This is a genomic window from Gracilibacillus thailandensis, from assembly GCF_010994055.1.
Lineage (GTDB): Bacteria > Bacillota > Bacilli > Bacillales > Amphibacillaceae > Gracilibacillus > Gracilibacillus lacisalsi.
The window spans coordinates 39,360-66,079 of the sequence record NZ_WJID01000010.1 but is presented as its reverse complement, the minus strand read 5'-3'; the positions used below and the strand labels follow the sequence as shown (position 1 = coordinate 66,079).

22 protein-coding genes are annotated in these 26,720 nt (G+C 36.9%); 8 read left to right on the top strand and 14 right to left on the bottom strand.

Features of this window, described 5'->3' with window-relative positions:
• The first annotated feature begins 87 nt into the window (after nucleotides 1-87).
• The 3 genes from nasC to GH715_RS04585 all read left to right on the top strand — a co-directional run bounded on the left by nasC (nucleotide 88) and on the right by GH715_RS04585 (nucleotide 5,683).
• On the top strand, nucleotides 88-2,223 hold the full coding sequence (gene nasC, locus GH715_RS04595; RefSeq protein ID WP_153834424.1) for an assimilatory nitrate reductase catalytic subunit NasC: 2,136 nt from the start codon (nucleotides 88-90) through the stop codon (nucleotides 2,221-2,223).
• Between the two features lie 427 nt (nucleotides 2,224-2,650).
• Nucleotides 2,651-4,093, top strand: a complete 1,443-nt coding sequence (locus GH715_RS04590) for an MFS transporter (RefSeq protein ID WP_153834425.1) — start codon at nucleotides 2,651-2,653, stop codon at nucleotides 4,091-4,093.
• A 144-nt stretch (nucleotides 4,094-4,237) separates the two neighbouring features.
• Nucleotides 4,238-5,683: a nitrate/nitrite transporter gene (locus tag GH715_RS04585; RefSeq protein WP_153834426.1), complete on the top strand. Its 1,446-nt coding sequence runs from the start codon at nucleotides 4,238-4,240 to the stop codon at nucleotides 5,681-5,683.
• A gap of 57 nt (nucleotides 5,684-5,740) precedes the next feature.
• Here GH715_RS04585 and GH715_RS04580 read toward each other — a convergent pair whose 3' ends face one another.
• Entirely contained in the window at nucleotides 5,741-5,968 is a 228-nt protein-coding gene (locus tag GH715_RS04580; protein WP_163578453.1) for a hypothetical protein, read from the bottom strand.
• Between the two features lie 230 nt (nucleotides 5,969-6,198).
• Between GH715_RS04580 and GH715_RS04575 the strand changes: the two genes are divergently transcribed.
• The 4 genes from GH715_RS04575 to GH715_RS04560 are packed head-to-tail and all read left to right on the top strand — an operon-like array spanning nucleotide 6,199 to nucleotide 10,489.
• Entirely contained in the window at nucleotides 6,199-7,332 is a 1,134-nt protein-coding gene (locus GH715_RS04575) for an ABC transporter ATP-binding protein (RefSeq protein ID WP_153834427.1), read from the top strand.
• Entirely contained in the window at nucleotides 7,329-8,255 is a 927-nt protein-coding gene (locus GH715_RS04570) for a carbohydrate ABC transporter permease (protein WP_153834428.1), read from the top strand. Before GH715_RS04575 ends, GH715_RS04570 begins: the two co-directional genes overlap by 4 nt.
• Complete coding sequence (locus tag GH715_RS04565; protein WP_153834429.1) at nucleotides 8,252-9,064, top strand: carbohydrate ABC transporter permease; 813 nt, start codon at nucleotides 8,252-8,254, stop codon at nucleotides 9,062-9,064. Before GH715_RS04570 ends, GH715_RS04565 begins: the two co-directional genes overlap by 4 nt.
• An 18-nt stretch (nucleotides 9,065-9,082) precedes the next feature.
• Nucleotides 9,083-10,489 (top strand): ABC transporter substrate-binding protein, encoded by a 1,407-nt coding sequence (locus GH715_RS04560; RefSeq protein WP_153834430.1) that lies wholly within the window; start codon nucleotides 9,083-9,085, stop codon nucleotides 10,487-10,489.
• Between the two features lie 80 nt (nucleotides 10,490-10,569).
• Here the strand turns inward: GH715_RS04560 and GH715_RS04555 are convergent, their stop codons facing one another.
• From GH715_RS04555 to GH715_RS04540, 4 genes are all read right to left on the bottom strand, one after another.
• Entirely contained in the window at nucleotides 10,570-11,502 is a 933-nt protein-coding gene (locus GH715_RS04555; RefSeq protein ID WP_153834431.1) for an aldo/keto reductase, read from the bottom strand.
• Nucleotides 11,503-11,515: 13 nt separating this feature from the next.
• Nucleotides 11,516-12,484 carry a 2-hydroxyacid dehydrogenase gene (locus GH715_RS04550; RefSeq protein ID WP_153834432.1) on the bottom strand — a complete coding sequence of 323 codons (969 nt, stop codon included), beginning with the start codon at nucleotides 12,482-12,484 and terminating at the stop codon, nucleotides 11,516-11,518.
• A 947-nt stretch (nucleotides 12,485-13,431) separates the two neighbouring features.
• Entirely contained in the window at nucleotides 13,432-14,241 is an 810-nt protein-coding gene (locus tag GH715_RS04545) for a pyruvate, water dikinase regulatory protein (protein ID WP_018934060.1), read from the bottom strand.
• A gap of 1 nt (nucleotide 14,242) precedes the next feature.
• Nucleotides 14,243-14,893 (bottom strand): helix-turn-helix transcriptional regulator, encoded by a 651-nt coding sequence (locus GH715_RS04540; RefSeq protein WP_153834433.1) that lies wholly within the window; start codon nucleotides 14,891-14,893, stop codon nucleotides 14,243-14,245.
• 200 nt (nucleotides 14,894-15,093) lie between these two features.
• Between GH715_RS04540 and GH715_RS04535 the strand changes: the two genes are divergently transcribed.
• Nucleotides 15,094-16,368: an MFS transporter gene (locus GH715_RS04535; RefSeq protein WP_240469347.1), complete on the top strand. Its 1,275-nt coding sequence runs from the start codon at nucleotides 15,094-15,096 to the stop codon at nucleotides 16,366-16,368.
• 115 nt (nucleotides 16,369-16,483) lie between these two features.
• Here GH715_RS04535 and GH715_RS04530 read toward each other — a convergent pair whose 3' ends face one another.
• The 9 genes from GH715_RS04530 to GH715_RS04490 form a co-directional block, all read right to left on the bottom strand.
• Complete coding sequence (locus tag GH715_RS04530; protein ID WP_163578452.1) at nucleotides 16,484-17,233, bottom strand: SDR family NAD(P)-dependent oxidoreductase; 750 nt, start codon at nucleotides 17,231-17,233, stop codon at nucleotides 16,484-16,486.
• A 22-nt stretch (nucleotides 17,234-17,255) separates the two neighbouring features.
• Nucleotides 17,256-18,728: a sodium:solute symporter family protein gene (locus GH715_RS04525; RefSeq protein ID WP_153834436.1), complete on the bottom strand. Its 1,473-nt coding sequence runs from the start codon at nucleotides 18,726-18,728 to the stop codon at nucleotides 17,256-17,258.
• Between the two features lie 153 nt (nucleotides 18,729-18,881).
• Entirely contained in the window at nucleotides 18,882-20,618 is a 1,737-nt protein-coding gene (locus tag GH715_RS04520; RefSeq protein ID WP_153834437.1) for a methyl-accepting chemotaxis protein, read from the bottom strand.
• A 643-nt stretch (nucleotides 20,619-21,261) separates the two neighbouring features.
• A complete protein-coding gene (locus tag GH715_RS04515) occupies nucleotides 21,262-22,974 on the bottom strand; it encodes a DNA-binding protein (RefSeq protein ID WP_153834438.1) in 1,713 nt (570 codons plus the stop codon).
• A 63-nt stretch (nucleotides 22,975-23,037) separates the two neighbouring features.
• Nucleotides 23,038-23,649, bottom strand: coding sequence for a hypothetical protein (locus GH715_RS04510; RefSeq protein ID WP_153834439.1), 612 nt, complete (start codon nucleotides 23,647-23,649; stop codon nucleotides 23,038-23,040).
• Between the two features lie 111 nt (nucleotides 23,650-23,760).
• On the bottom strand, nucleotides 23,761-24,450 hold the full coding sequence (locus GH715_RS04505) for a hypothetical protein (RefSeq protein ID WP_153834440.1): 690 nt from the start codon (nucleotides 24,448-24,450) through the stop codon (nucleotides 23,761-23,763).
• 11 nt (nucleotides 24,451-24,461) lie between these two features.
• Nucleotides 24,462-25,607 (bottom strand): PstS family phosphate ABC transporter substrate-binding protein, encoded by a 1,146-nt coding sequence (locus tag GH715_RS04500; protein ID WP_153834441.1) that lies wholly within the window; start codon nucleotides 25,605-25,607, stop codon nucleotides 24,462-24,464.
• A gap of 89 nt (nucleotides 25,608-25,696) precedes the next feature.
• Complete coding sequence (locus GH715_RS04495) at nucleotides 25,697-26,362, bottom strand: ATP-binding cassette domain-containing protein (protein WP_153834442.1); 666 nt, start codon at nucleotides 26,360-26,362, stop codon at nucleotides 25,697-25,699.
• Entirely contained in the window at nucleotides 26,355-26,720 is a 366-nt protein-coding gene (locus GH715_RS04490) for a GntR family transcriptional regulator (protein WP_153834443.1), read from the bottom strand. The genes GH715_RS04495 and GH715_RS04490 overlap by 8 nt, the downstream gene beginning before the upstream one ends.

The following is a 26,720-nucleotide window of genomic DNA, read 5'->3' as shown; positions in this document are numbered from 1 at the left end:
TTTTGCCACACTGAAGGTTAGCGACACTTAACAGGGAGTTAGTGCCCGTGATAATAAGCCTTATTTTGAGAAAGGAAGAAGATATTTATGACCGAATTAATGCTCAAATATTTCCGCGATAAACAACAGAAAGTTCAATCCGAACAAATATATGAAACACAGTGTCCTTACTGTAGCATGCAATGCAAAATGCAGTTAATTGAGCAGCGAATCATATCAAGAAAGAAACACAAAACGGTTGGTAAAGATAATCCTACCTCACAAGGCAGATTGTGTGTGAAAGGAATGAACGCCCATCAACATGCACTTCATCATGATCGCTTAAAACAACCACTAAAGCGAATCAATGGAGAATTCGAACCTATTACATGGGAAGAAGCATATCAATTGATCCAAGAAAATTTTGAACAGATTCAAAAAGAAGATGGAAAAGATGCCTTGTCTGTTTATGGAAGTGCATCTGTTACGAATGAAGAAGCATACTTGTTAGGCAAATTTGCGCGTGTTGCTCTGGAAACCAGACACATTGATTATAACGGCAGACTTTGTATGGCTTCCGCTGCAACAGGTGCAAACATGACATTCGGAATCGATCGAGGCTTTACCAACACTCTTCAAGAAGTGCCACATACTAGATGTATTATTTTAGCAGGTACTAACATTGCTGATTGCCAGCCTACTATCATGCCATATTTTGAAAAAGCAAAGGAAAATGGCGCCTATATTATTGCCATCGATCCACGAGAGACTAGTACAACCAATTTAGCAGATCTTCATATTAAAAATATACCTGGCACAGATGTTGCAATCGCCAATGGTGTTTTAAAAATATTAATCGACCTAGACTTAATTGATCATGCTTTTATCGAACAACGAACAGAAGATTTTGCGGAAGTAAGAGCATATATCCAATCGATCAAATTAGATGATGTTGCCAAAACAGCAGGAGTTTCCCTGGATGAATTATATCAAATCGCACTTGTATTTGGCCGTGAACCATCAGGAATGATCTTTACCGCTCGTGGTATCGAACAGCAAATCAACGGAACAGAAACTGTCCGAAGCTTTTTAAACCTGCTACTTGCTACTGGTAAGATTGGTAAACGTAATTCTGGGTATGGTGCAATCACCGGTCAAGGAAATGGTCAAGGAGCGAGAGAACATGGACAAAAAGCCGATCAGCTTCCTGGTTATCGCTTAATCGAAAATCTAAAAGATCGGCAATATATTGCAAATGTCTGGGGAATTGAAGAAAAAAATCTGCCTAGAAAAGGTGTTTCTGCCTATGAAATGTTTGAAAAAATTATGGCTGGCGAGATAACTAGTATGTTTGTTATGTGTTCCAATCCAATCGTTTCCAATCCTAATGCCAATTTAATCAAAAAGGCCTTACAAAAACTAAAGTTTCTCGTTGTTTCGGATCTATTCTTATCTGAATCTGCCAAACTAGCAGATTTAGTTTTACCAGCCACCTCTTATTTAGAGGATGAAGGCACATTAACAAATGTCGAAGGGCGAGTAATGCTTAGAGAAGCTAATTATCCTATACAAGGTGAAGCAAAACATGACTGGCAGATTCTTTGTGATATTGCCCAAAGACTAGGTAAAGGGAAATATTTTGATTTTGATCAGGCAGAAGAAATTTTCGAAGAACTTCGTATCGCCAGTAAAGGTGGCAAGGCCGATTACTCTGGTATCACGTATGAGAGATTACGTCAAGAACAAGGAATTCTTTGGCCCTGTCCGTCAGAGGACCATGCAGGAACAAACAGACTGTTTGAAGATTCATTTGCCCATGAGAACGGAAAAGCAAAAATGGCTGTCATCCCTTATCAAAGTATAGATAACAAACCGACTATTACACAGGAATATCCATTATATTTAACTACTGGTCGAGTAATGAGTCACTATTTAACAGGTGAACAGACTAGAAAAAGTCCTTCCTTAGCTGCCAGAGATTTTGAAGCTTTTTTAGAAATTCATCCGCAAACTGCGGAAAAACATGGTATTGAAGCGGATTCACTCGTACGTGTCACTTCTGAAAAAGGGTGGATTATCGTGAGATGTAGGTTGTCAAGCACGATTCGCAAAGACACTGTTTTTGTTCCCTTTCACTGGACTGAAAAACAAAATGTTAATCGGCTTGTATCTGATCAACTAGATCCCTATTGCCGAATGCCCGGCTTTAAGATGAGCGTCGTTCGATTGAGTCCAGTGAATTAAAAAACATACAAAAAAATGGATACTTATCACATGCGTCTTTGCATAATAAAACCCTAAATTAACACTAGATATAAACTGCGAAGGAATGTGGTATTTAGATGTGCGGTCACCTAAGAGATAATTTTGAAATATATCGTGATGATAACTACCACTCCGGCTGCCCACTTCCCTTTCCGTGGGGTTTGCCCTTCAGCTAACTTTTTCGAGCCAAAACCGCTCGAAAAAGTTAGCTGAAGCCGAGCCCACGGAAAGCGCAGTATTCTCCCGAAGCGTATTGCAGCATTCATCAAAATGCAGAATGGAAGAGAGCAAATCCGTGTCGAAGTTACTTCGCAGTTTGTCTAAAAAGCGTTGTTGTAAAGCAGCAACGTATATGAATAGGCCTAAAATTAGCAAATTAAAGATTACATTTACAAGGAGTTATATAATGACTACACGTAAACATGACTACGATGGACAAAAGCAAATGCTAACAATCGCAACACTTGCGTTTTTTATAAGTGTGATGGTTTGGTTCAATATGGCACCTTTTCAATCAACGATTCAGGAACAATTATCACTGTCTACTGATGAAATTGGTGCGTTGATGATCGTAAACTTAGCTTTAAGTATTCCCGGACGTATTGTAATCGGGCGATTAGTTGACCGTTATGGTCCGAGAAATGTATTCTCCATTTTACTTATCACAATGAGTATCCCTTGTTTTGTTTTTGCTTTTGGAACCACGTATATGCAACTACTCATCTCGAGACTAATATTAGGAACAATTGGTGCCAGCTTTGTAATTGGAATTAGAATGGTAACGGAATGGTTTCCGACAAAACAAGCCGGATTTGCACAAGGAATTTATGCCGGCTGGGGTAATTTCGGATCTGCTTTTGCTGCCTTGACTCTACCAACATTGGCAGTCTTATTCGGGGGTGAAAATGGTTGGCGTTATGCAATGTGTTTAACCGGTATGTTAGCATTGATATATGGTGTAGTTTTCTATTTAAAAGCAAAGAACACACCAGGCTGGAAAACGTTTCAATATACGAAAACAGCCAATCCTATTAAAGCTACAAGTCAGAATGATTTCATAATTCTACTACTGCTTACGGTCCCTATTTATGGTGGTATGGCGATACTAGTATGGACATTACAACAAACTGGTATATTATCTAATCTAATAGCAACACTCCTCTACAGTGCAATTGTACTGTACTATGCTATTAATATGATAAAAAGGTGGAAGGTTAATCGAAGTTATTTACAGCAAAAACTAGCAGATAAGGAAAAGTTTTCGATGAAAAATGTGGCCATTTTAAGTTTTGGATACTTTGCTACTTTTGGATCAGAACTTGCTATTATTTCGATGCTACCAATGTTCTTCCAAAATACGTTCACTGTTAATGCTGTTTTTGCAGCTGCTATCGCTAGTAGCTTTGCTTTTACAAACTTAATTGCACGTCCGGCTGGGGGCTGGCTTAGTGATCGTTTTGGACGAAAGAAAGTTACAATGCTACTATTAGTCAGCCTTTCTCTTCTATATATTATGATGGCTTTTGTTAATGGCAATTGGCCCATTTACCTGGCACTATTCCTGACGATCTGCTGTTCATTAGTAAGCCAAGCAGCCTCAGGAGCGATTTTTTCCATGGTATCACTCGTGAAAAAAAATCGAACTGGACAAATAGCTGGAATGGTTGGCGCTTACGGAAATATCGGCTCTCTTTGCTTTCTAGCAGTATTAAACTTATTCGTCCCTTTTGCCTTTTTTATCACTATATCTATTATGTTATTAATATGCTTCTTGGCAACAACTCAACTGAATGTCAATCAGTCAAAGTCAGCGTTACAAAGAACGAAATTAAAAGAAAAAGCAATATAAAATCACTGCAAATTGTTGTTAGATAATATTACAGCAATTTGCGGTATATTATTTTTTCCTTGTTAGAGAATTTTACCACTTAATTGTTTATCGTTCCTAAACTCCTATAATAAAACCATAACATCACTACAGGAGGTTTATGGAATGAATTCAGGTTATCAAGGAAATATTAAAACACTAGGATTTACTACCTTAGCATTTTTTATTACGTTTGTTGTATGGTTTAACATGGCTCCATTTATGACAACGTTAAAAAGACAATTTGGGTTATCAAATGACGAAGTTGCCTTACTTGCCGTTGCGAATGTAACACTGACCATTCCTGCCCGAGTATTAATTGGAATGCTGGTTGATAGATTCGGACCAAGAAGAGTATATTCCGGCTTGTTAATTATATTAAGCATTCCTTGTTTTACTTTTGCTTTATCAAATTCATTTACACAATTGATGATTTCCCGTATCTTTTTAGCACTTATAGGTGCTGGGTTTGTAATCGGAATTCGATTAGTATCGGAGTGGTTCACCGAAAAAAATGTTGGATTTGCTGAAGGCGTTTATGGTGGCTGGGGTAATTTTGGTTCTGCTGCAGCTGCCATGACACTTCCAACACTAGCAATCCTTTTTGGAGGAGAAGATGGATGGCGTTATGCAGTTGGTTTAACCGGAATCATCAGTTTGGTTTACGGAATTCTATTCTTGAAATTAGTTAAGGATACACCGAATGGAGTTATTTATAAAAAACCAAAGAAAAGCGGCGCACTGGAAGTTACCAGTTATCGTGATTTAATAGGATTAATGTTGATGAGTATCCCCGTCTTCGGTATCCTTATATTTCAGAGCTACCGATTATGGAACCTAAATTTCATTAGTTCTTATGTATTAGTAATCATTGTTGTTTTACTAATTGCCATATTTTTATACAATTTACGAAAGATTTGGCATGTAAATAAAGACCACCTTCGAAAAGGTGTACCTGAAAAGGAAAAGTATTCTTTTAAGCAAGTAGCTATTCTAAATTTTGCCTACTTTTGTACTTTCGGATCTGAGCTAGCTGTAGTATCGATGCTACCTCAGTTTTTTGAAGAAACTTTCTCACTTGGAGTGGCACAAGCTGGACTTATTGCCAGCAGCTTTGCATTTATGAATTTAATGTCTCGACCTAGCGGTGGTTTACTAAGCGATAAATTTGGCCGTAAAAAAACCCTTATGATTTTTACGGCTGGATTAGCTTTTGGGTACATCGGTATGGCATTAATCGGATCCAGCTGGCCAATCTGGTTAGCCGTTATCATTACCATGTGCTGCTCTTTCTTTGTGCAAGCTGGTGAAGGTGCAGTATATGCTATGGTTCCGATGATAAAAAAACCGGTTACTGGTCAAATTTCTGGAATGGTCGGTGCATATGGTAATATTGGGTCTGTAATTTTTCTTACAATCTTTACAATGGTCAGTCCTTCCATATTCTTCATCTTGATTGGTCTATCAGCTGTTGTATGTTTCCTCTGCATGTTCTTCCTTGAGGAACCAGACACGGAAGAGGTAACTGAAAAAGCAAAGAAACCAAAAACAAAAAATGTTGTATCGTTTTAAACGTCATCTTAACGGGTGCAAAACTAGTAATAGCCAGCTATAGTAGCTGGCTATTTTTCATAAGTTCAACCCTGGTTCCACAATCATTTGCCACCAAATAATTAAACTAATAATAATAGCAATAAAAACGATTAAACTTTTCACGGCATATGGTAAACGATTAGGAATAAATTTCAAGGCTAAACTAAACACAAGACCTGCCACAAACATGAAAGTCACAGCATAAATCAGCATTCCTAAAAAATTATCTACAGGCAAAGCCATTGCTTCTCTTATAATGTCCACATTTACACCTCATTACAACAATAAACATTTTTATCTATAGATTTCTTTACCAATACTATCATACAATATTCTGTCTATTATGGAAGTATTTTTTCTCGAATTTTATTAATTAATGATAAAATTTGTTAATTTTTGTATATATTTTTTTACACTATATTAATACTGCATACATAAAACTTCTCTATAATCGGCAGTGACATACAAGCTAATCTATTAAAGGAGAATCTATTATGTATTCTGTCGAACTTAAACAAGTCGATAAAAGTTATGACAAAGAACAACTTGTTGTCAAAGATGTCAGCGTAACCATTGAACCTGGGGAATTTTTTGTACTTGTTGGACCTTCAGGATGCGGAAAAAGTACACTGTTACGAATGATAGCGGGATTGGAAGACATAACTTCAGGTTCGCTATTAATTGATGGCAAAAAAGCAGATCACCTCCCACCCAGCAAACGTCAACTATCCATGGTTTTTCAAAATTATGCGCTCTATCCTCATATGACTGTTGAAGATAACATTACATTTGGTCTCGATGTTAAAAAAATGCGTAAAAAAGAAAAGAAAGAAAAGTGTTATGAAATTGCTGCAATGCTAGGTTTAACAGATTATTTAAAAAGCAAGCCTCGTCATTTATCAGGTGGCCAAAGACAACGTGTTGCTTTAGCAAGAGCTATTATAACTAACTCCCCTATTTGTTTGATGGATGAGCCTTTATCTAATTTAGATGCCAAATTAAGAGCACATATGCGTTCAGAAATTCGTGAATTACAGAGAAAACTAGGGATTACCTTAATTTATGTTACACATGATCAGGTAGAAGCAATGACAATGGGAGATCGGATTATGGTATTAAATGAAGGTGTGATTCAACAAGTCGGAAAACCAATCGATGTTTACAATACACCAGCAAATCCATTTGTGGCAAAATTTATCGGTTCACCGCCGATGAATTTGACATCTGGATTAATAGATAAAAATTCTTCTAAAATTACTATTAATAATGAAATTTCGATACCTGTTGATCACTTAGTTGTGAATGACGTAAACAGTGATCAAGTTCTTGTTGGTATTCGTCCTGAGAACATCAAGATTCAGGAAGAACCATCTAGTCTGGATTTGTCTTTTGTCGTAACAATCGATCATGTGGAAATTTTAGGGACAGAAACATTACTAAAATTTAAATGGAATGATGATTCTGTTTGGTATGCCAAGTGGTATGGTCAATGGGATATTCACGTTGGCCAGACATTGCGATTGACACTGGATCCAGATTCGCTTTGTATCTATGATGGGCAAACAGAAAAATTACTTCAAGGTCCCAAAAATATTCAACATCAGCATGTTCGCGAGGGAATCATATGAAAAGCACAGCAGAAATACAAGAGAAGTCCATTAATAAGATAGATTTAAAGTGGCGATTTATACATTGGAGATCAGCAATCTTATATTTACTACCATCCATCATTCTTTTTAGTGTCTTTTTATTTTACCCACTTGGAAAAACCCTATATTTAAGTTTCTTTTTAACGGATCAGCAAGGAACTGCAAATGTTTTTGTCGGTTTAGAAAATTATCAATATATTCTCCAGGCAGAAAGTTTCCATAAAAGTATTAAAGCAACTATTTTGTTTGTGCTTTACACCGTACCGACTGGTGTTATTATTTCTTTATTCCTAGCTTTACTAGCAAATGAAAAGATTAAAGGTGTTGGCATTTTTCGAACCATTTACTCCTCGACAATGGGAATTTCCGTCGCTGCCTCTGCGGTAGTCTGGTTATTTATATTCCATCCAAGTATGGGGATTTTAAACCAGCTCATTACTTCTATAGGTGGCACTTCTATAGATTGGTTGCTACACCCAGATTGGGCATTAGTTTCCGTTTCTATCACAACGATTTGGATGAATATTGGATTCTCTTTTCTCATTTTATTAGGTGGCTTACAAAATATTGATGATCACCTTTATGAAAGCGCCAAAATTTCAGGGGCAAGCTATTTCTACCAATTGAGAAGAATTACGATTCCTATGCTATCGCCTACTTTATTTTTTGTTATTACCGTTTCACTAATTAATGCGTTTCAAACGTTTGGACAAGTTGATATTCTCACACAAGGCGGACCATCTGAGTCTACTAATTTGATCGTTTATTCTATCTATCGGGAAGCCTTTGTTAATTACCAGTTTGGTACAGCAAGTGCACAATCAATCTTCCTGTTTATATGCATTTTAATTGTAACAATTTTACAATTTAAATTCGGAGAAAGGAAGGTGCACTATCAATGAAAATACTTCGCCCTATCATCACATATTTACTGTTAATATTAACAGCTGTCATCGTCTTTTTTCCGGTAGTATATGCGTTCTTGATCAGTTTTATGAGTAGCGCAGAACTGTTACAAGGGAAATTTATACCGGAAAGCTTTCATCTAGAAAATTACCAGAAGGCTTTCGAGCGATTACCACTAGCCCACTATTTATGGAATAGCTTTTTTGTTTCAACTGTCGTGATGCTAGGACAATTAATCGTAAGTGCGTTAGCTGCTTATGCTTTTGTTTTCATTCCTTTTAAAGGTAGACACATTGTCTTTTTTATCTTTATCTCAACCATGATGATTCCATGGGAAGCGACCATGATTCCCAACTTCCTCACGATTCAGCAACTAGACTGGATTAATAATTACCAAAGTTTAACGATACCTTTCTTTGCTATTGCATTCGGAACGTTCCTATTACGACAACACTTCCTTACCATACCTAAAGAACTAAAAGAAGCTAGCGATATCGCCGGATTACGCTCTTTTAAATTTTTTTGGAAGGTTGTCATTCCATACTGCCGTACATCCTTTGTAACATTAGGAGCTTATGGATTCTTGACAACGTGGAATATGTATTTATGGCCGCTACTTGTGACGAACAATGACCAGGTAAGAACCGTTCAAATCGGTTTAAAGCAGTTACAAACACAGGAAATAGCATCAGAATGGGGGGTGGTTATGGCAGGAGTCATTATCGTCATCATTCCAACGTTAATCTTGTTGTTTTTAGGGCAAAAACAATTGCAAAAAGGGCTTGCCCAAGGTGCACTTAAATAATAAGGGGGAATTATTCAAATGAAAAAGCTATTACTATTGTTTTTAACAGTAAGTTTACTAGTATTTATCTCGGCATGTTCTAATGATGCGGAGGGAGAGGAACCTGAAGAAGATACTTCAGGTGAAGAGCAACAAACTGATGAAAACAGCGAAAATGAAGACACAAACGAAGCAGAAGCAACTAATGAAAAGGTGGAAGCTGTGTTTTGGCATGCGATGTCCGGTGGTGGACAAGAGTCTATTGAAGCAATTGTTGATAATTTCAACCAATCTCAAGACCAATATACGATAATCCCTGAATTTCAAGGTTCTTATGAAGAGGCATTAACCAAATTCCGCAGTGTTGGTGGAACAGAAGATGCACCGGCGATCATCCAGACCTTTGAAGTCGGTACAAAATATATGATTGATAGTGGTTTTATTGAACCAGTTCAATCTTTCATTGATCAAGAAGGATATGATATTAATCAATTAGAAGAAAACATTTTGAACTATTACACTGTCGATGATCAACTATATTCAATGCCATTTAACTCCTCTACTCCAGTCATGTTATATAATAAAGATGCATTTGAGGAAGCAGGTTTAGATCCTGAGGATCCTCCACAAACCTTTGAAGAAATCAAGGAAGCAGCGGAAAAACTGACGGTTAAAGACGGTGATAACACAGAAAGATACGGTTTCTCGATTTTAAATTATGGATGGTTTATTGAAGAATTAATTGCTACGCAAGGTGGACTCTTTGTCAACAATGATAATGGTCGCAGTGAGGAAGCAACGGAAGCCGTATTCAACGGTGAAGAAGGGTTACGAGTATTCCAGTTAATCGACGAAATGAATAAAGCTGGTACATACGGTAACTTTGGATCTAATTGGGATGATATCCGTGCAGCATTTCAAACTGAAAATACGGCGATGTATTTAGACTCTTCAGCTGGTGTTGCTGGCACAGTTGAAAATGCACCGTTTGAAGTTGGCGTTGCCTATATTCCTTTTTCAGAAGAAGCTGAGCGTAATGGCGTTATTATCGGTGGTGCCTCCCTTTGGATGTCAAATGGAATTGAAGAAGAAAAACAACAAGCAGCTTGGGAGTTTATGAAATTCTTACAAACACCAGAAAGCCAAGCAAAATGGCATATTGATACAGGGTATTTTGCTATTAACCCTGCTGCGTATGATGAAGAAATTGTACAAGAAAGATGGGAAGAGTTTCCTCAACTAAAAGTTACGGTTGATCAATTACAAGAAACAAAACCTTCTTATGCAACACAAGGTGCATTAATTTCCGTTTTTCCTGAAGCTAGACAACAAGTTGTTACCGCCATGGAAAATGTATTACAAGGCACTGATCCACAAGAAGCTTTAGATCAAGCAGCTGAAGAAACGAATCGTGTAATCGAACAAGCAAACCGTGCAAATGAATAAGTTAAAAACTAATGGTGCTTAATTAGTAAAAACCCAGTTCAAATGAACCGGGTTTTTACTGCTTCCACTTTCTATTTACCTTAACGATAGATCTGATCTATTTTGTTATACTCGTCATCTGTTAACTGAACATCTAATGTTTTTAAATTATCGGAAACTTGACTTGGTCGTTTTGCACCTGGAATGATCGCATCAATGACTGGATTTTTCAAATACCAAGCTAGTACGACATGAGCAGTTTCTGCCCCTTTGGCAGCTGCAATTTGTTTTACTTCTTCCAAACGAACTAATTCTCGTTCAAAACGCTCTCCTTTAAAATGTTCCATGTTTTGACGTAAATCTTGGAACTGATCACCTTTTTTATATTTACCTGCTAATAGACCGGCAGCGAGTGGAAAATAAGGCACAAATGAGATCCCATGCTCCTTCAAATAAGGGAAAAGTTCTTCTTCTGCCTGACGGTTGATTAAGTTATACTCCCCTTGAAAAACATCAACATATCCATCTTTGTTAGCTTCTTTTAGTTGTTCAAGTGAAAAATTCGATACACCGATTGATCTTATTTTACCTTGCTTTTTTAATTCAAATAACGCTCCAACCGCTTCATCTTTAGGAGTTTCCTCGTCAGGAAAATGAATATAAAACAAATCGATATAATCTGTCTGTAACCGGTTCAGACTCTCTTCTACGGTCTGTTTTAGAAAAGCTGGTGAATTATCCGTAATCATGTCATTTCCTTTTGGACGATGAGCACCTTTTGTGGCAATGATCATTTCCTTTCTTTTACCAGTTTCAGTTAATACTTTACCAATCAATTCTTCAGACCTTCCAGGTCCATAAATATAGGCGGTGTCTAAAAAGTTAATCCCTTCATTCATTGCTGTACGAATTAACTCTTTTCCTGTTTCTTCATTTAAATCAGGATACAAATTATGACCACCAACTGCATTTGTTCCTAGACCGATTGGATTGATATATAAATCTGTGTTCCCCAATTGAATATTCGCCATCATAATCCCTCCGTTATTATTGTAATTCTTTAATGACGGCCTCCGGTTGTTTACCACTTAAACCTTGTAACATATTTTTAGCCTCGAATAATTTCATTTCTTCTCGTGTCTCTGCGGTTGCAGATCCTATATGCGGTAAAGTAACGACATTATCCATTTTCAATAGTGGATTATCTGGTTCTATAGGTTCTTGTTCAAACACATCCAGCCCAGCTCCAGCAATTTCCTTTCCTTCTAAAGCTTTAATCATCGCTGCTTCATCGACCACTTTACCTCGCGATGCATTAATAAAAAAGCAAGAGTCCTTCATTTTTTTAAAAGCATCTGCATTAATTAAATGCAATGTTTCTTTTGTTAATGGAGTCATCAGTAATATAAAATCAGATTCTTGCAACAAAGAATCAAGCTCCTGATATATTACCCCTAACTCGTTTTCCACTGTTTCTTTACGAGATCGGTTATAGTATGTAACCTCCATTTCAAAGTCTAGTTTTGCTCTTCTAGCCACTTTCTCTCCGATTCTGCCCATCCCTATAATTCCTAGTTGCTTATGATGGACATTGTGACCAAATAATGGGGTGTCAACTGCTTTATCCCATTTACCTTGCTTGACATATTGATCTAACTCGGTAATTCTTCTTGCGCTACTAAGAATTAACCCGAAAATAAGATCTGCAACTGTTTCATCTAATACATATGGTGTGTGTGTCGCTATGACTTCTGAACGTTTTAATGCATCGACATCAAAATTGTCATAACCAACAGAAATATTACTCACTACTTCCAGTTGACCTGCTTGATCTAGTAATTCATCATCAATGAGGTCTTTCGCTGTTATCAATCCATGAAAGTTGCCAATTGTATCTAATAGTTCTTCTCGAGGCATTTGTTCTGGACTATCCCATGTTGTTAACTCTACATGTTCTTGCAGATAATTTTTTACTGTTTCGGGAATTGGTTCGGTGACTAATACTCTTTTTCGCATATGTACCTCCTGAATTTACCAAGTTAATCTTATAATATCACGAACTGTTTGAATAATCGAAAAATGCGCATATAAGAAAAACCGGGAAGCCCACCCGGTCCTTTTCATTGACCAAAATAATATATCGATGGTATAAAGTAGTTATTTTGAGATGGATATTGAACGTAACAACCGCTACGGCTTGCCCACTTCGCTTTCCGTGGGGCGTGTCTTCAGCTAACTTTTGTAAAGAAGATCGCTTTGCAAAAGTGGATCTTCAGATCACGCTGATCCCACAGGAGTCGAAGTGGACGCCTACGCTAATTAATGCTCTACAATGAATGTACTCACTGACATTTCAATTTTATTACACAGGTTAAGAAAGCTCGAGAAGTTAGCAGTCACAAACGTTGTAGAACAGTTTCGTAGCGGAGGCCGTCCACTTCCACTCCTACGGGATGATTTTCGACTAAGATCCACTTTGGTAAGCGCTCTTTGCTTACCAAAGTTAGCTTAGGCGAAAATCCCGTGGAAAGGGAAGTGGACAGCCGCAGCGATGGTTTCCTGTACAAGCTATTTCAAAATGGTTACTATGCTTGCAAATGCGCTGATACCACGGATTATATACTTTCTTATATTATAAGAAAAACCGGCAAACTCTGCCGGTCCTCCCTGTCACACTTTTAAATTAGATATAAACTGCGAACTTATGAAAATTTGTTGCTAACATTTATTGAGCGGACATTGAATCCCTTATTTGGTTCATTTTGGCTTAAATGAGCACAAATTTCGATGAATAGCGGAATAGATGTCCGCGACCACGCTAAAAACAGCACTTTTGTTACAAATAACGGAACAAATGTCCGTACTCAGCTAAATTTCACCCGGGGATCACTATACTTCACACTTGAGTATTTGGTGTAAACTATTCTTCACAGTATGCATGGTACTTAACTATGTATACCCCTTTAGCCTTCCGCACGCATTTTCATGATGACACCTGCTGTTTCTTCAATTGACTTATCAGAAACGTTAATGACAGGACAATCGAGTTTTTTCATCAACTCATTAGCAGTTTTTAATTCTCGCTTAATTTGATCCATAGAAGCATACTTAGACTCTGCAGGTAATCCTAACGTTTTTAGTCTTTCGGATCTGATTTTTAATAAATGACCTGGATCAATGGTCAACCCGACAATCATGCGATCAGCTGGTTGAAATAACTCTTCCGGAGCTTCCATATCTGGTAGGATAGGAAGGTTGGCTGTTTTGATTCCTTTATGTGCTAGAAATATGCTTAATGGCGTTTTAGAAGTTCTTGAAACTCCAATTAATACTACATCAGCTAGTAATAAACCTTTTACATCTTTTCCATCATCATATTTGACTGCGAATTCTACTGCTTCTATTCTTTTAAAATACTCTTCATCTAATACTTGGCGCTGGCCAGGTTCTGGTTTCGGATTGCCATTGAATGTGTCTATATATGCTTGCATCATAGGCCCCATTACATCAACTGCTCGTATATCATAACGAATAGCATCTTGTTGCATTTTAGCTCTCAACTCAGGTTGAACGAGTGTATATGCAATAAAACTATCGTTTGACCTTACTTCTTGAACAATTGCTTCAATTTCTTCTTCTGTTTGGATATGACTATATCTTTTTACTTGCACATCTCTACTAGTAAATTGTCTAACTGTTGCCCTTACAACCGCTTCTGCAGTTTCACCAACTGCATCCGAACACACAAAAATAAACGACTGATTATCTTGCATTTTAAGACTCCCCTTTATGCTGTACTTCAGATCCCATGTTAATTAATGCTTTTACAATATTTGTTTTGGTTATTCGACCAATCACTTTATAAACTCGGCTATTGTCAATGTGTTTCACAACTGGTAAACTATCTACTTCGTAATACACCATCATTTTCGCTGCTTCGTAAACACTTTGATCAGGGGAAATTGTGTAGACTTTTGGTTGCCTTGTCATGACTAATTGCACTGGCATTGACGCCGCTTGAGGATTTCCTAAAGTAACCTTTAGGAGATCTTTACGAGATACAATTCCCTCTAATTGGTTATTATCATCTACAACGATTAATGTTCCAACATCCTCTAAAAAAAGTGATATAACAGCATCATTCACTGTTGTCGTACCCTTTACAGTAACAGCAACTCCTTGAATATCTTTGACAAGCGTTTGTTTCCAAATATCATGTTGATTCGTCTGATTTACATTCTTAGATAAAAAGTAACCTACTTTCGGTTTGGCTTCGATATGCCCTGTCATTACTAACACGGCTAAATCAGAACGAAGTGTGCCTTTGCTTACACCAAGCATTTCTGCAATTTGTTCTGCAGTAATAGGTTCATGCTTTGTTAAAATATTCATAATTTCTTTTTGTCTTTTAGTAAAATCGATCATAATCTTCCTCCCAAATTTCAAACCAAAACAAACGCAATGATTATAGGACCATCATAACATAATTTCAAAAGGGAAATGGGAAAGTACATATTAATATCAGATTAATTATATGTAGAGTTCTTTTTGCTACAAAGGAAGCGTTATCCAATAGTATAAAAAAGGACGAATCACAATAGATTACAAATCTATTTTATTATTGTATGATTAAATTTAACGCTTACATGAGAGGACTTGTACATATGCATTTAAATAAGAAGACAAATTTTTATTTATTATTATTTGTGATTTTCGGAGGTTTTTTAATTTTTGGTGTCTCCGAAAATATAAAAGGTCCAGCAATTCCTGATATGCAACAGGAATTATCATTATCTGATGGAACATTGGGTGCTTTATTAGCAATTAACGCTTTTGGATTCTTACTTGCTTGTACATATACGTCTTGGCTGATTGCCAAAATCGGAGCAAAAACTACGAGTATACTAACCTTTACTTTAATGGCGATTTCTGGCCTATTTATCTATTTTTCTACTAATTTCGCCTCTTTGGTAGGTGCTTATTTCCTACTATATATCGGAAATGGCATGCTTGAAATTAGTCTTGCGATCATTGCTGCTCGATTATTCACCAAAAATACTGGAACCATGCTGAATTTATCGCATTTCTTTTACGGACTTGGATCAACAGTTGCACCAATTGTTGCTGCACAAATGATGGGGTGGGAAATCAATGCCACTGTTTTAGGGTGGCGAGGAATGTATTTAATCATGCTCTCCTTATCGGTTTTGCCTATTATTCCAGTTGTGTTAAGTCGTTTTCCGAAAGAGGAAGGTGATGATGAAGAAGACCGAACATCTATCAAAAAATTAACCAAAGATCCAATCGCTTGGCTGATTGTATTTGCATTAACAATGGGTGTTACAGCCGAATTAGGAATCGCAGCCTGGCTTGTTAACTATTTAGTCAAAGTTAGTGAATGGACCATTGCAGATGCTTCAGGTATGCTATCCATTTTCTTCTTTTCCTTTATGTTAGCAAGACTTTTACTTGGCCCTGTAACCGATAAATTTGGTTATGCGATATCGATTATTGTTTTTTCGTTTTTAGCAGGTGTGTTAAGTTTAATCCCTATTTTTACTGGTGATCGTCTCGCTATTCTCTTTGCAATTGCTGGCTTCGGAATCGGCCCTATTTATCCAACAATGATGGCACTCTTAGCAAGGAAATATACACGAGGAACAGATACAGCAATTACGTTTACAGTGGTTCTTATTGGAATCGGTGGTGTAATAACCAATTTAATTATTGGTTATATCATTGAATGGGTAACAAATCTCTCTTTCGGTACTACATTTGCAGAGAGTAACAAAATCGGAATGCAAGCAGGTTATTTCTTTATCAGCATGACCGCGATACTATGTGGACTTGCAACGATAGAGATATATAGAAGATTGAGAAAAGAAGGAAACGTATTATAGATTGGATTTTTCGTTTTTTTCATGCATAGACTGTTTTTTCAGAACTATATACTGTCGGTGAGATAGATATGTTCTTCTAATCTCACCAACAGTTTTATTTCAAAAGGTAGGACTCCTATATAAATACTGCCCCACCATTTGGGCTGATAAACTGACCACAGAAAAAGTCACCTTCGTTGGAAGCTAGTAAAAGTGCTGTTGCAGCAATCTCTTCCACTTTCCCTAATCTTTGAAGCGGGATATCTTTCTCTTTTTCAATCCATTCAGGTTCCATATCTGATAAGATCATATCAGTACCCACTGGGCCAGGTGCTAAAGTGTTTACTAAAATATTCGGAGCCAATTCTAAGGCAAGACTTCTCGTTAAACTATTTACAGCGCCTTTAGCTGCAGTATAATGGGTATAATTTGCCCTACCTTTAATCGACAATTCAGATGAGATGTTGATTATTTTTCCAACACTTTCCGAATCAATGATAGGAATAAAGTTTTTACACATGAGAAACACCCCTCGAAGATCTACATTCATCAGATGGTCCCACTCCTCTGTAGACATCTCAACTAGAGGTTTTTCCTCTCCTATTGTCCCAGCGTTATTGACCAGTATATTAATTTTCCCAAATCTATCTTCTGTCAACTTAGCTAGTCGATTGATATCTTCTTCCTTACTAATATCTGTTGGAACAGCTAAACACTCTACACCGAATGATTGGATCTGCTGGAGAACGGAATCAACATTTTCTTCATTAGGCAAATGGGTAAAAATGATATTTGCTCCTTCTTTTGCAAATTGAATAGCAATGCCCTTTCCTATCCCTTTACTACCTCCTGTAATTAGTGCAACTTGATTTTTTAACTTCATCATCATTGCCCCTTTCTATAATTGATTAAGCGTTTTGTTCATGAGTTAATGAGACATTTTCATCATTAGAAGGTGTCGTCTCCACTTTATGAGCCTCTAGAGCTGCTTCACTAGGGGTGGTAACAAAGGAAACGGCAAACATAACAATACCAGATATAAGAAAACTAAAAAATCCGGGAACTTGAAGCAGCGTCCAAATTAAGCCACCTTCACCTGGCAAAGGAACACCAAACATCGTTGTTGCTAAGTAAACAACGAGTCCTACACCAATACTCCACCACACAGCTTTTCCAGTTACCCCTTTCCAAAATGGCGGTATAACTAGTGGCCAAATTAATGTTACAAGAATGATATCCCATGCTAAGTATGCTAAGGATAAGATTTCTTCAAAGGCAATTGATAGCACTAGAGCAACTAATCCACAAACAACAATCGCAATTCGAGAAATAAGCAGAAAGCGGTCTTGTTTTGGTTTCGAATCAATAAAATCTAAATAAATATTTTTAGTGAATACACCAACAGCTGCCATATAACACGCAGCAAGAGTTGACATCGCCATACCTGCCATAGCTGTCAGAAATAGACCAGCAAAGATAGGATGCCAATACGTAACGGTGTAAGTTAGTAATAAAGGTTCTGCATTGTCTACACCTGGAAATATTGTCCTAAAAGCTTCTCCGATCATACCTGGCGTCCATGCAATTAATAAAACTACGATACCGGCAATGATCATTGATTTAGAAGCGACTTTTGGACTTTTGGCTCCACATACTCTTTGTCCCAAATCAGCTGCAGCTATGTCGCCAATCGCTAGTACTAGAAATAACGACCAAAATTCTGCTCCTGCTTTTTGGAACAATTTATTAGGGTCCCACCACTCAGGATTAAAAATAGTTCCATCTGATGTGACTGCTATCACGACTGTGACGGCAATAATGCCGATGACCGATATAATTCCATTCAAAATGTCAGCATATGCTAGTGACCATAAACCACCCATAATACAATAAACTAAAGTTAAAATAACAAAAATAATAGCTGCTGCCCAAAGTGGTATATTAAAGATGGTTTCAATTATTAATGCACCACCGACAGTCAGTGCTCCAGCATTAAAAAAACCAAATGCAATAATGGTAATCGTCCCAGCAAAAGCTCCTAATTTTTTATCAGCAAATCGAAGACCGTAATAATCACCAATTGTCCAACCTTTTAGTCTTCTGAGAGGCTTTACCCAAGTAAAAGCTCCAATTATCATACAAGTTCCTAAACCACCCATTGTGGCAAATGCTTCCCAACCTCCTAGAAAGTAACCTGAATCAATTGCACCAAGATAAAAAGGTGCTGCAAGTAAAGCTGCTGTCAGACTCCATGTAACTAGGGGCAACGGAAGGTCCCAGTTAGCAATGATTAAATCCTCTGCGGAATTAACACGTTTATAGCCTTTAAACCCTAAATAATAGATTGCTATCATAAAAATAATAAAGATTGATATTATCATACGCTTTTTCCCCAATCTGTCTGTATATTTTATTCTGTACGAAGTAGTAATTTTCTCTTTCAAAAATTGATGTTGTCTATCTTGTCATGAGGAAAAATCAACAGCGAATAATTTCCTTTTTTCGCTGTTGATTTAATGGTTGCTTGTAACCTATTACAACTTGAATTGACCTACTAATTTACGCAGATCTTCAGACAATTTTGCAAGTTGCTCAGAGCTATCCGCAACACTTTCCATAGAACTACTAGTTTGTTGAGATGAAGCTGTGGTTTGCTCAACTCCAGCTGCAGCTTCTTCCGAAGTAGAAGCAATATTTTCAATTGAAACGCTCATCGTGTTACTACTTTGCGATATGTCTGCTAAATTACTAGAAACAGTTTGTATGTTGCTAGCCATTTCTGATAAAGAACCTGTAATGTTTTTAAAGGTTTCATCTGTATTTTTGATGAGATTTGTTCCATGTTCTACTTCTTTATATCCACCTTGTAATGATTGAGCTACATTACTAGACTCTGCTTGAATAGTATCAACAATTCCGGTAATGTCAGTAACAGATACGGAAACTTGCTCAGCCAATTTTCTTACTTCATCGGCAACTACCGCAAAACCTTGGCCATGTTCACCTGCTCTTGCAGCTTCGATTGCTGCATTTAATGCTAATAAGTTCGTTTGTTCGGCAATATCCATAATAACGGAGACAAGCTTAGAAATTTCTTGTGATTGTTGATCTAAGCCTTGAACTTTTTGAACGGCATCTTGTACAATTTGATCAATTTTAACCATTTGTTGATTAGACGATGCCATCAACGAACTACCATTTTCTGTTAATTCTTGTACTTCATTGGATGACTGGAGTATGTAATCACCATTCTTATTAGCATCTTTTACTTTATCGGAAAATGTTTCCATCAAGGAAGAAAGCTCTGCCACACTTTCTGCTTGTTGCTCAGATCCTGTTGCTAATTCTTCCATAGTGGTAGTAATTTGTTCAGAGCCAACTTGTACTTCTTTTGCCGACTTATTTAACTCCTCACTTTGGTTTGATAACACTACCGTTGTATTAGAAATACCTGAGATTAATTCTCTTAACTTTACTAACATATTGTTAAATGCTTCTGTTAATTTACCTACTTCATCGTTGGAATTGACTTCTAAATTTTCATGAGTCAAATCACCTTGAGCTATGCCCGTAGCTACTTGAACAACTCGGTCGAGAGGTTTAGTCATTTGACGAATAACGATGTAAATAAGCAGACTTAATACAATTACACTAATTACACCTATAATGGATTGAAGTAGAATCGCTCCATTAATAACTGATGATATGTAATCAGCTGAATAATCAATACCTAGCACGGCAACCTGGTTACCTGATTCATCTTTTAAAGGGACAAAAACAGTTCGCCAAGTTCCGAAAGGATCTTCAAAAATATCTGTTACACTCGGCTCTCCTGTTTCCATAGCTTGATGAGCATGTAATAAGTGAATATCTGCTAAATCATTAAAAGACTCACCAGCATTATAAATCTCATTTAAATTTTCTGTATATGCTACAGGAATAATACTATCTTCACTTTCCATCTCCCAAATGTAGCTCCACTCCATAATACCTTGTTCATTCTTAATCTCTTCCAGCATTTGTTGTGCTTCTATGAAGCCTGGATCATTTTCACTATCAGCTTCAAGCATTTGACTCACTGTTTCCCCATTCAGTTGCATTGCAGTTAATATACCTACACTACGCAACTCCTGTTCCAGGTCATCCTGTGCATTACTTTCTAGACTTCGAACACTGAGCCAAGTCAATATTACTATACACAAAATAACAACCGGCAAGATAATGAGGGATATCTTGTTTCTTAATGATAAATTGGCAATTTTAAATTTCATAATAATCCACCTTTTCTGTATGATTGATTGTTGTGAAAGATAAGGAATTTTATCCTTAAACAGGCATTAAATAGATATAAAGAATCAGTCATTACGCACCATTTTCAACTATACAACATATCAAGAAGATTGTAATGGGACTTTTAGATGAAAATTATAACTTTTTATCTAGGACTTAAGAATAGGTATCATGAAGAATAGCTGATAGACACTTGAATCCACTTAAAAATCCATACTGATTGAGAAAAAGCTTAGTGCGGCCGTTTAACTTTAGAATCAACTGAGATAATGTTCGTTTCATGAGGGAAGCTGCCTAATAATACTGTTAGATTTCCTTGTAAAATTGAATTAACAAGGAAATTTGCCCATGAAAATGAACAGTTTTCCGTGTAAAAAGTAAGTCTATCATTAGTCCGATGTATGCAAATTAACCTAACTCTTTTAAAGAGTTTGCTTTTTTTATAATCTTTGCAATTGTTTATTGCGAAATTGCTCTCGTTTGTAGCTTAGTCAACCAGTCTAATTCAAAGAAAAAGAGCTTTGTGACATAAAAAAAGTGACCCCTGTATAGCACAGGAGTCACCTTTCTTGCATAGTCTTTTTTAAAGCATTGCTACTCTTCATAGCAATTGTTGACTTTTTATTATTCAGTTAACTCTTCAATTAATAATTCTTCGACAGTTGCTGTTCCATTGTCTAGCATTTGAACTTCAGCGTCAATGCTGTCTCCTTTTTCCAAGAAAATGGCTAGTGGTGATTTACTCGCATTTACTGTATAAATGGTCGAATCGTCTGTTAATAAAAACTGTACGATTTGCCCTTGTTCAGATGATGTAACTAATACGCGATCCACTTCACCTGTTACTTGCTCTGTCACCGTTTCATCTGTTGCGCCAACATTGCCAGGGGCTTGTAACAATGCCATTCGATAAGCATCTAGTGTTTCATTGGCAGTATCACCAAAGACAACAAAATCAGAATCATTCGCCTTAATATAAGCGTATTGCTTATGCAATCCATTTGGATCTAAGACGTTGACCACCCATGTCGGGTTACCATCAACATTATAAAGAACTGGCATATAGCCTTTCCATTTTTTCTCAGGGAATTCTTTATTCACAATTTGTTTCGCACCCTCACTGTCCATAATTCCATTGTTCTTTTCTCCACCATAATAGATGAGTTCTCCCGTTCTCGCATCTACTAATGTATAGCCTAAAGCTGAATCGATATTTTCCTTTGGTGATGTCATATCAGTAAAGTAGAACATGTCACCATTCTCATCAAATATTGGTGTTACTCCAGATTCTGAACCAGATTCATTAGGAATTTTAACATCTCTTTTACCAAACACACTGTTCAACCAACCATGAATATATTTACCAAAGTAATTATTCTCTAAAGTAGCCATTTCAGAGCTGACAGAGCCTTCTATAAATTCTGGGGCTTCATTAGTATCAAACATCTGCATATCCCCAGAAGTAGGATCGATCACCACTACTTTCAAGTCTTCCAAATTCGGTTTATTCGTTACATGCATCGGGCGATATATGGTTTGCACATACCAAGGTTTTCCCTCATCATCCACTTCAATCTGTGCTTCACCACTTTGAATGTAATGTGGATACTTATTATAAATGACCCTTTGAACATATTTATTGAAGTAACTTGAGTTTGTATATTGCATGGCGCTATCATGAAACGCTGGTTGGGCATTTACATTCGTTGCTGAAATGGTAAAGTAACCTGCTGTTTCTTTTCCTCTAAGATACTTCCAAAAGCCTGCAAATTCTACAGGAGCCACATATACAATCTCTTCCTTAACTTTTTGAACTTGGAGTTTTCCTAAATCATAAAATTGCGGATTCGGAACAACACTCATTGCTTTCTGAATTTTATTTCGCGCAAATTCTGGCGCTACTGTGATTGGCGTTTCATCTTTAGTTAACGGCTCTGCCTCTTCTTCTTCTTGAACGGTAATACTTTGATGTGCTTCATCTAGTGTCGTAAATCCTAAGATAATTACAACAATTAACCCTATTAACCCAACTCCAAAAAAGATAATAAGAGGACTTAATACCTTTGTTTCTACTTTTTCCCCTGGTTGAATCACATATAATAATAATGGCAATAACACTACTACTACGATTAAATTAGCGATCAACATGTTCGGTACAGTAATCGCCGGCATCATAAAATAGAAAATGACACCTGTAATCACATAACCGATTACGAAAATAATCAGACCATGTTTCATAATCCGTGAAGCATTTAAAGAAGAAATGCTTACGGTAATGATTAAGCCTACCACATATAAAAGCATTGCAATAACAGTTGCAATTAACACACCTATCATTCTAAATTCCTCCTCTTCTCACTATTAATTAATACGAACAAAAGAAAGGAAAGTTTCAAATTTTTATTGTAATTCATCTTCAGTTAGGCGAAAAATTGGCTTAATACCCCCACCAAACCTTGAGCCAAACTCACTCACAGTATAGTCATCAACTGACAATATTTTTTCATTTGACCCATATGGTACCCAACCAAACGTTACCTCTGTTGGAGGAGATGAAATGGTCAAAAAATCATCTACTTGATCTGAGGTTTGTTGGAGATCAACACTCACTTCTTTCCAAACACCTGAGATCTCTTCCACTCCGTATTTTTCCCTTGCTACATCGATTCTTTTCGTTAATTGTAATGCTGGGTAATAATAATTGTTTCCTTTCGTTGTGCCATACTGTCGCTCTCGTTGTCCAATTATTTCAACATAACTTAACGTGGGGTCCGGAAGAACATTCCAAATTAAATACAAATCACTTTCGTTCAAATTCCATACCGTATAAGATCCCATCGCATTATGTCCCATCAGTAACCAATCATTATCTTGCCATTTCCAAAATGCTTGTGCATACATTTCATCTGTAGAGATGAAAAAAACTACAACGTGCTGTTCATCTAAAAAAATAATTTCCTGTATTTCCGCTACCTCTAGTTGATGATGTTCATTAATATGGTCTATGATCATGTCTTCCGATAAAAAGGGATCTGGTTCTGAAAAATAGTAATGCCAGAAACTACTATAAGTAGAATTAAAATACTAATGAAAATGACCGTTTTTTTATGCTTCATTCGTTAGTCACTCCCACAATCGCTTCTCCGTCTCAAAATAGTACTGTTGCTCTCGAGTAGAAATAAGCAGATGTTTACCATCTTTACTTACATATACAACAGGAATATAACCGCTTCCCCACTCAGCTTTGACACCTTCTACCAAATAAGGGAATTCTTCAGCATGCTCTTGCTCCACATTCATTTGTTCATCACGCCATTGGTTAAAGTCTAGTTCTTTTCTTGTAGCTGTATCCAATGCTTCAGAAAATGTATCTGGGTCCAATGAGATATTATATTCTCCTGAAGAATGAATTGTCTTTACCTCTGCATTTTCAACATTTGCCAGAAAGGTTTGCACTTCATCATCTGGATAGATTATCGATTGTAATAATATCGCTATTAGTCCTGACAAGATAAATAAATAACTAGACAAAAACCCCCACCAGACAAACGTACGTGCTCGCTGCCAACGCTCTGAATCCTTACGCATAAAAAAATAGACAATCCAAACACCTAAAGGTAAAACAGGAATTCTCCATTCATTTTCTATATTCCAATGAAAATCAAACGTAAACATTCCAACAAAAATAAGGATGGCAACTTTCCAAATCGCCATCTCTTCCTCATTCTTGCGATAAAAATAAATAGCCCCTAATACAATCACTAGCCATACGGGAATAAAGGATAGAAACTCGACTATGTGTACAGTAATCATCAAGACACCTCCTACGGTAATGGAACATACCCAGTTTGTTCGACAAGAGATTGGCCTTGCGGTGACTGCATCCATTCAATAAAGGGTGATACATTCGGATTATCACTTCCCGCAGTTATCGCATAAAATGCTGCAACGACTGGATAGGTATTGTTTTGGATATTTTCTTTTGTTGGTGCTACATCATTAACGGCAACATGTTTTATATCACCATTCTCCACCATTTCTTGTGAAAAATAACGGAAGGAATAACCGATCGCATTTCCCTTATTTCGATAGTTCAACGTTTCGCGGATAATGCCAGCCATACCAGTTACAATCTCATCAGCTGGTGGATCCATTAGCGATTTTCCATCCATAAAACGAATTAAGGCAGACTGACTGCCACTTCCCTCCGGACGTTGAAAAGCGAGAATTTCCTCATCATTCCCCCCTAGCTCTTTCCAGTTGGTAATCTCTCCAGCATAGATTCCTTGAATTTCTTCCACTGTTAATGATTCTACCGGATTATCATGATGAACAAAAAAGACAAATGCTTCTCTACCAATTGGTGTGAGTGACAAATCTACGTTTTTTCTTTCTGCTTGTTGATATTGTTCTTCTGACGGTTCGGCAAGAAATGCAATATCTATCGCTCCGTCTATTAGATTATCGAAAGCACCAGAAGTCTGACTAGATATCACTTCACTGTTGCTTACACGATACTCTTTATCCGGATAAACTGCTTGAGCAAACGCAGCATAAACGGGGTATAGTGCTGTAGCACCATCTAATCGCGGCAAATTCTCTTCTATTTGTAAAGTTGACTCTTCCCCAAGTGTAACTGCTTGCGTATTCTCTGCAAATGGTTGATATTTGCTAAGATCAACATCTTGTGTACTGACAATTTCTAGACTTCTTAAATAATATTGATAACCTTCATAACTTCCAACAGCGATACCGGCTAACAATAAAAAAGTAATGCTAATTATTTTCACAGCACGGTTTTTCCATTTTTCATAAACAAGTAGAATAGAAATTATGATGAAGCCAATTGTCACAATTGGAATAAAACTCCCATAAAACGCTTGACTCTTTGTCGAAAAAGAAGCGAACCACAAAACCGCTCCAGCAAAACCAATTCCAAATACCATGATCAAACTAGCAAAAAACTTCATATGTACACCCTCCGGAAAATACTAAATTATACACAATATGGAATGAATCAGATTATATCATATTTCAAAGGGTGTGAGAATATTGCATTTTAGTATATTTGCTCTAGCCAATCTTGAATCGTCGTCTCCTCCCTGATTTGTTCCACTTGCTTTTGTTCAATAATAGTTCCATTCTTCATAACGATTACTTCATCTAGAATGGGCTCTACCTCCAATAACTCATGAGTAGTTATAATTAAAGACTGTGATTCTAAATCAATAAATTGAATAATACCTTTAATTATTTTTTCTTTTACTAGCGGATCAAGACCTGCCAACGGTTCATCTAATACTAAGAAAGGAGCTTCTCTTGCAATTGTCACTGCAATTTTGACTCTGCCTAATTGCCCTTTGGAAAGGTATTTGATCTTTTCTTTTCGATTTAATGTAAAAAACTTTATCAATGCATTAGCACGTTCCTGGTTAAAATCTGGATATTGTGACTGATAAAATTCGATTAACTCCTCAATGGAAAAATAATCATAGAAATAAGATTGGTCCGGACTATAAGAAATCTGTTGACTTCGGTCATTTTCAAGATTAATAGTCCCTTGATTAGCTCGTAATATACCAGCTAACACTTTTAAAAGGGTTGTTTTCCCACTACCATTTTCACCGATTATTCCAATGATTTTGCCAGTCTCAATTACAAATGAACAATCTTGCAACACTTTACGAAACTTCCTTCTTTTACTGATATGCTGTACTTCAAGCATCATGCTCCCCCTCTTTTAAACTTAAGATTATTTCCTCTTTACTAAACCCTAGTGCCCCCATATCCTCCACAAATTGGTCAACATATTGCTTTTTCAACTCTTCGCGAACCTGAGTAATTAACCGGCTATCCTCTGTAACAAATGTGCCCTGTCCTCTTTTCGTGATCGTGATCTGACGCTGATCCAATTCTCGATAAACTCTTTGAATCGTATTCGGGTTAACTCCTACTTCGATCGCATACTCACGAACTGACGGCAATTTTTCTCCAGATTGCCTTATGCCACTCACTATTTCCTGAATAATTGTATCGACCACCTGTAAATAGATCGGCTTATCCCGTTGAAACTGCTGAGGCAT

Coding starts and splice junctions, on each gene's coding strand:
- GH715_RS04550 (WP_153834432.1), bottom strand. CDS start 12,484: ATGCGAAAAAGAGTATTAGTCACCGAACCAATTCCCGAAACAGTAAAA.
- GH715_RS04505 (WP_153834440.1), bottom strand. CDS start 24,450: ATGATTACTGTACACATAGTCGAGTTTCTATCCTTTATTCCCGTATGG.
- GH715_RS04570 (WP_153834428.1), top strand. CDS start 7,329: ATGAAAAGCACAGCAGAAATACAAGAGAAGTCCATTAATAAGATAGAT.
- GH715_RS04510 (WP_153834439.1), bottom strand. CDS start 23,649: ATGATCATAGACCATATTAATGAACATCATCAACTAGAGGTAGCGGAA.
- GH715_RS04535 (WP_240469347.1), top strand. CDS start 15,094: ATGATTAAATTTAACGCTTACATGAGAGGACTTGTACATATGCATTTA.
- GH715_RS04585 (WP_153834426.1), top strand. CDS start 4,238: ATGAATTCAGGTTATCAAGGAAATATTAAAACACTAGGATTTACTACC.
- GH715_RS04530 (WP_163578452.1), bottom strand. CDS start 17,233: ATGATGAAGTTAAAAAATCAAGTTGCACTAATTACAGGAGGTAGTAAA.
- GH715_RS04575 (WP_153834427.1), top strand. CDS start 6,199: ATGTATTCTGTCGAACTTAAACAAGTCGATAAAAGTTATGACAAAGAA.
- GH715_RS04560 (WP_153834430.1), top strand. CDS start 9,083: ATGAAAAAGCTATTACTATTGTTTTTAACAGTAAGTTTACTAGTATTT.
- GH715_RS04495 (WP_153834442.1), bottom strand. CDS start 26,362: ATGCTTGAAGTACAGCATATCAGTAAAAGAAGGAAGTTTCGTAAAGTG.
- GH715_RS04540 (WP_153834433.1), bottom strand. CDS start 14,893: ATGATCGATTTTACTAAAAGACAAAAAGAAATTATGAATATTTTAACA.
- GH715_RS04555 (WP_153834431.1), bottom strand. CDS start 11,502: ATGATGGCGAATATTCAATTGGGGAACACAGATTTATATATCAATCCA.
- GH715_RS04525 (WP_153834436.1), bottom strand. CDS start 18,728: ATGATAATATCAATCTTTATTATTTTTATGATAGCAATCTATTATTTA.
- GH715_RS04490 (WP_153834443.1), bottom strand. CDS start 26,720: ATGCCTCAGCAGTTTCAACGGGATAAGCCGATCTATTTACAGGTGGTC.
- GH715_RS04520 (WP_153834437.1), bottom strand. CDS start 20,618: ATGAAATTTAAAATTGCCAATTTATCATTAAGAAACAAGATATCCCTC.
- GH715_RS04545 (WP_018934060.1), bottom strand. CDS start 14,241: ATGCAAGATAATCAGTCGTTTATTTTTGTGTGTTCGGATGCAGTTGGT.
- GH715_RS04500 (WP_153834441.1), bottom strand. CDS start 25,607: ATGAAGTTTTTTGCTAGTTTGATCATGGTATTTGGAATTGGTTTTGCT.
- GH715_RS04515 (WP_153834438.1), bottom strand. CDS start 22,974: ATGATAGGTGTGTTAATTGCAACTGTTATTGCAATGCTTTTATATGTG.
- GH715_RS04590 (WP_153834425.1), top strand. CDS start 2,651: ATGACTACACGTAAACATGACTACGATGGACAAAAGCAAATGCTAACA.
- nasC (WP_153834424.1), top strand. CDS start 88: ATGACCGAATTAATGCTCAAATATTTCCGCGATAAACAACAGAAAGTT.
- GH715_RS04565 (WP_153834429.1), top strand. CDS start 8,252: ATGAAAATACTTCGCCCTATCATCACATATTTACTGTTAATATTAACA.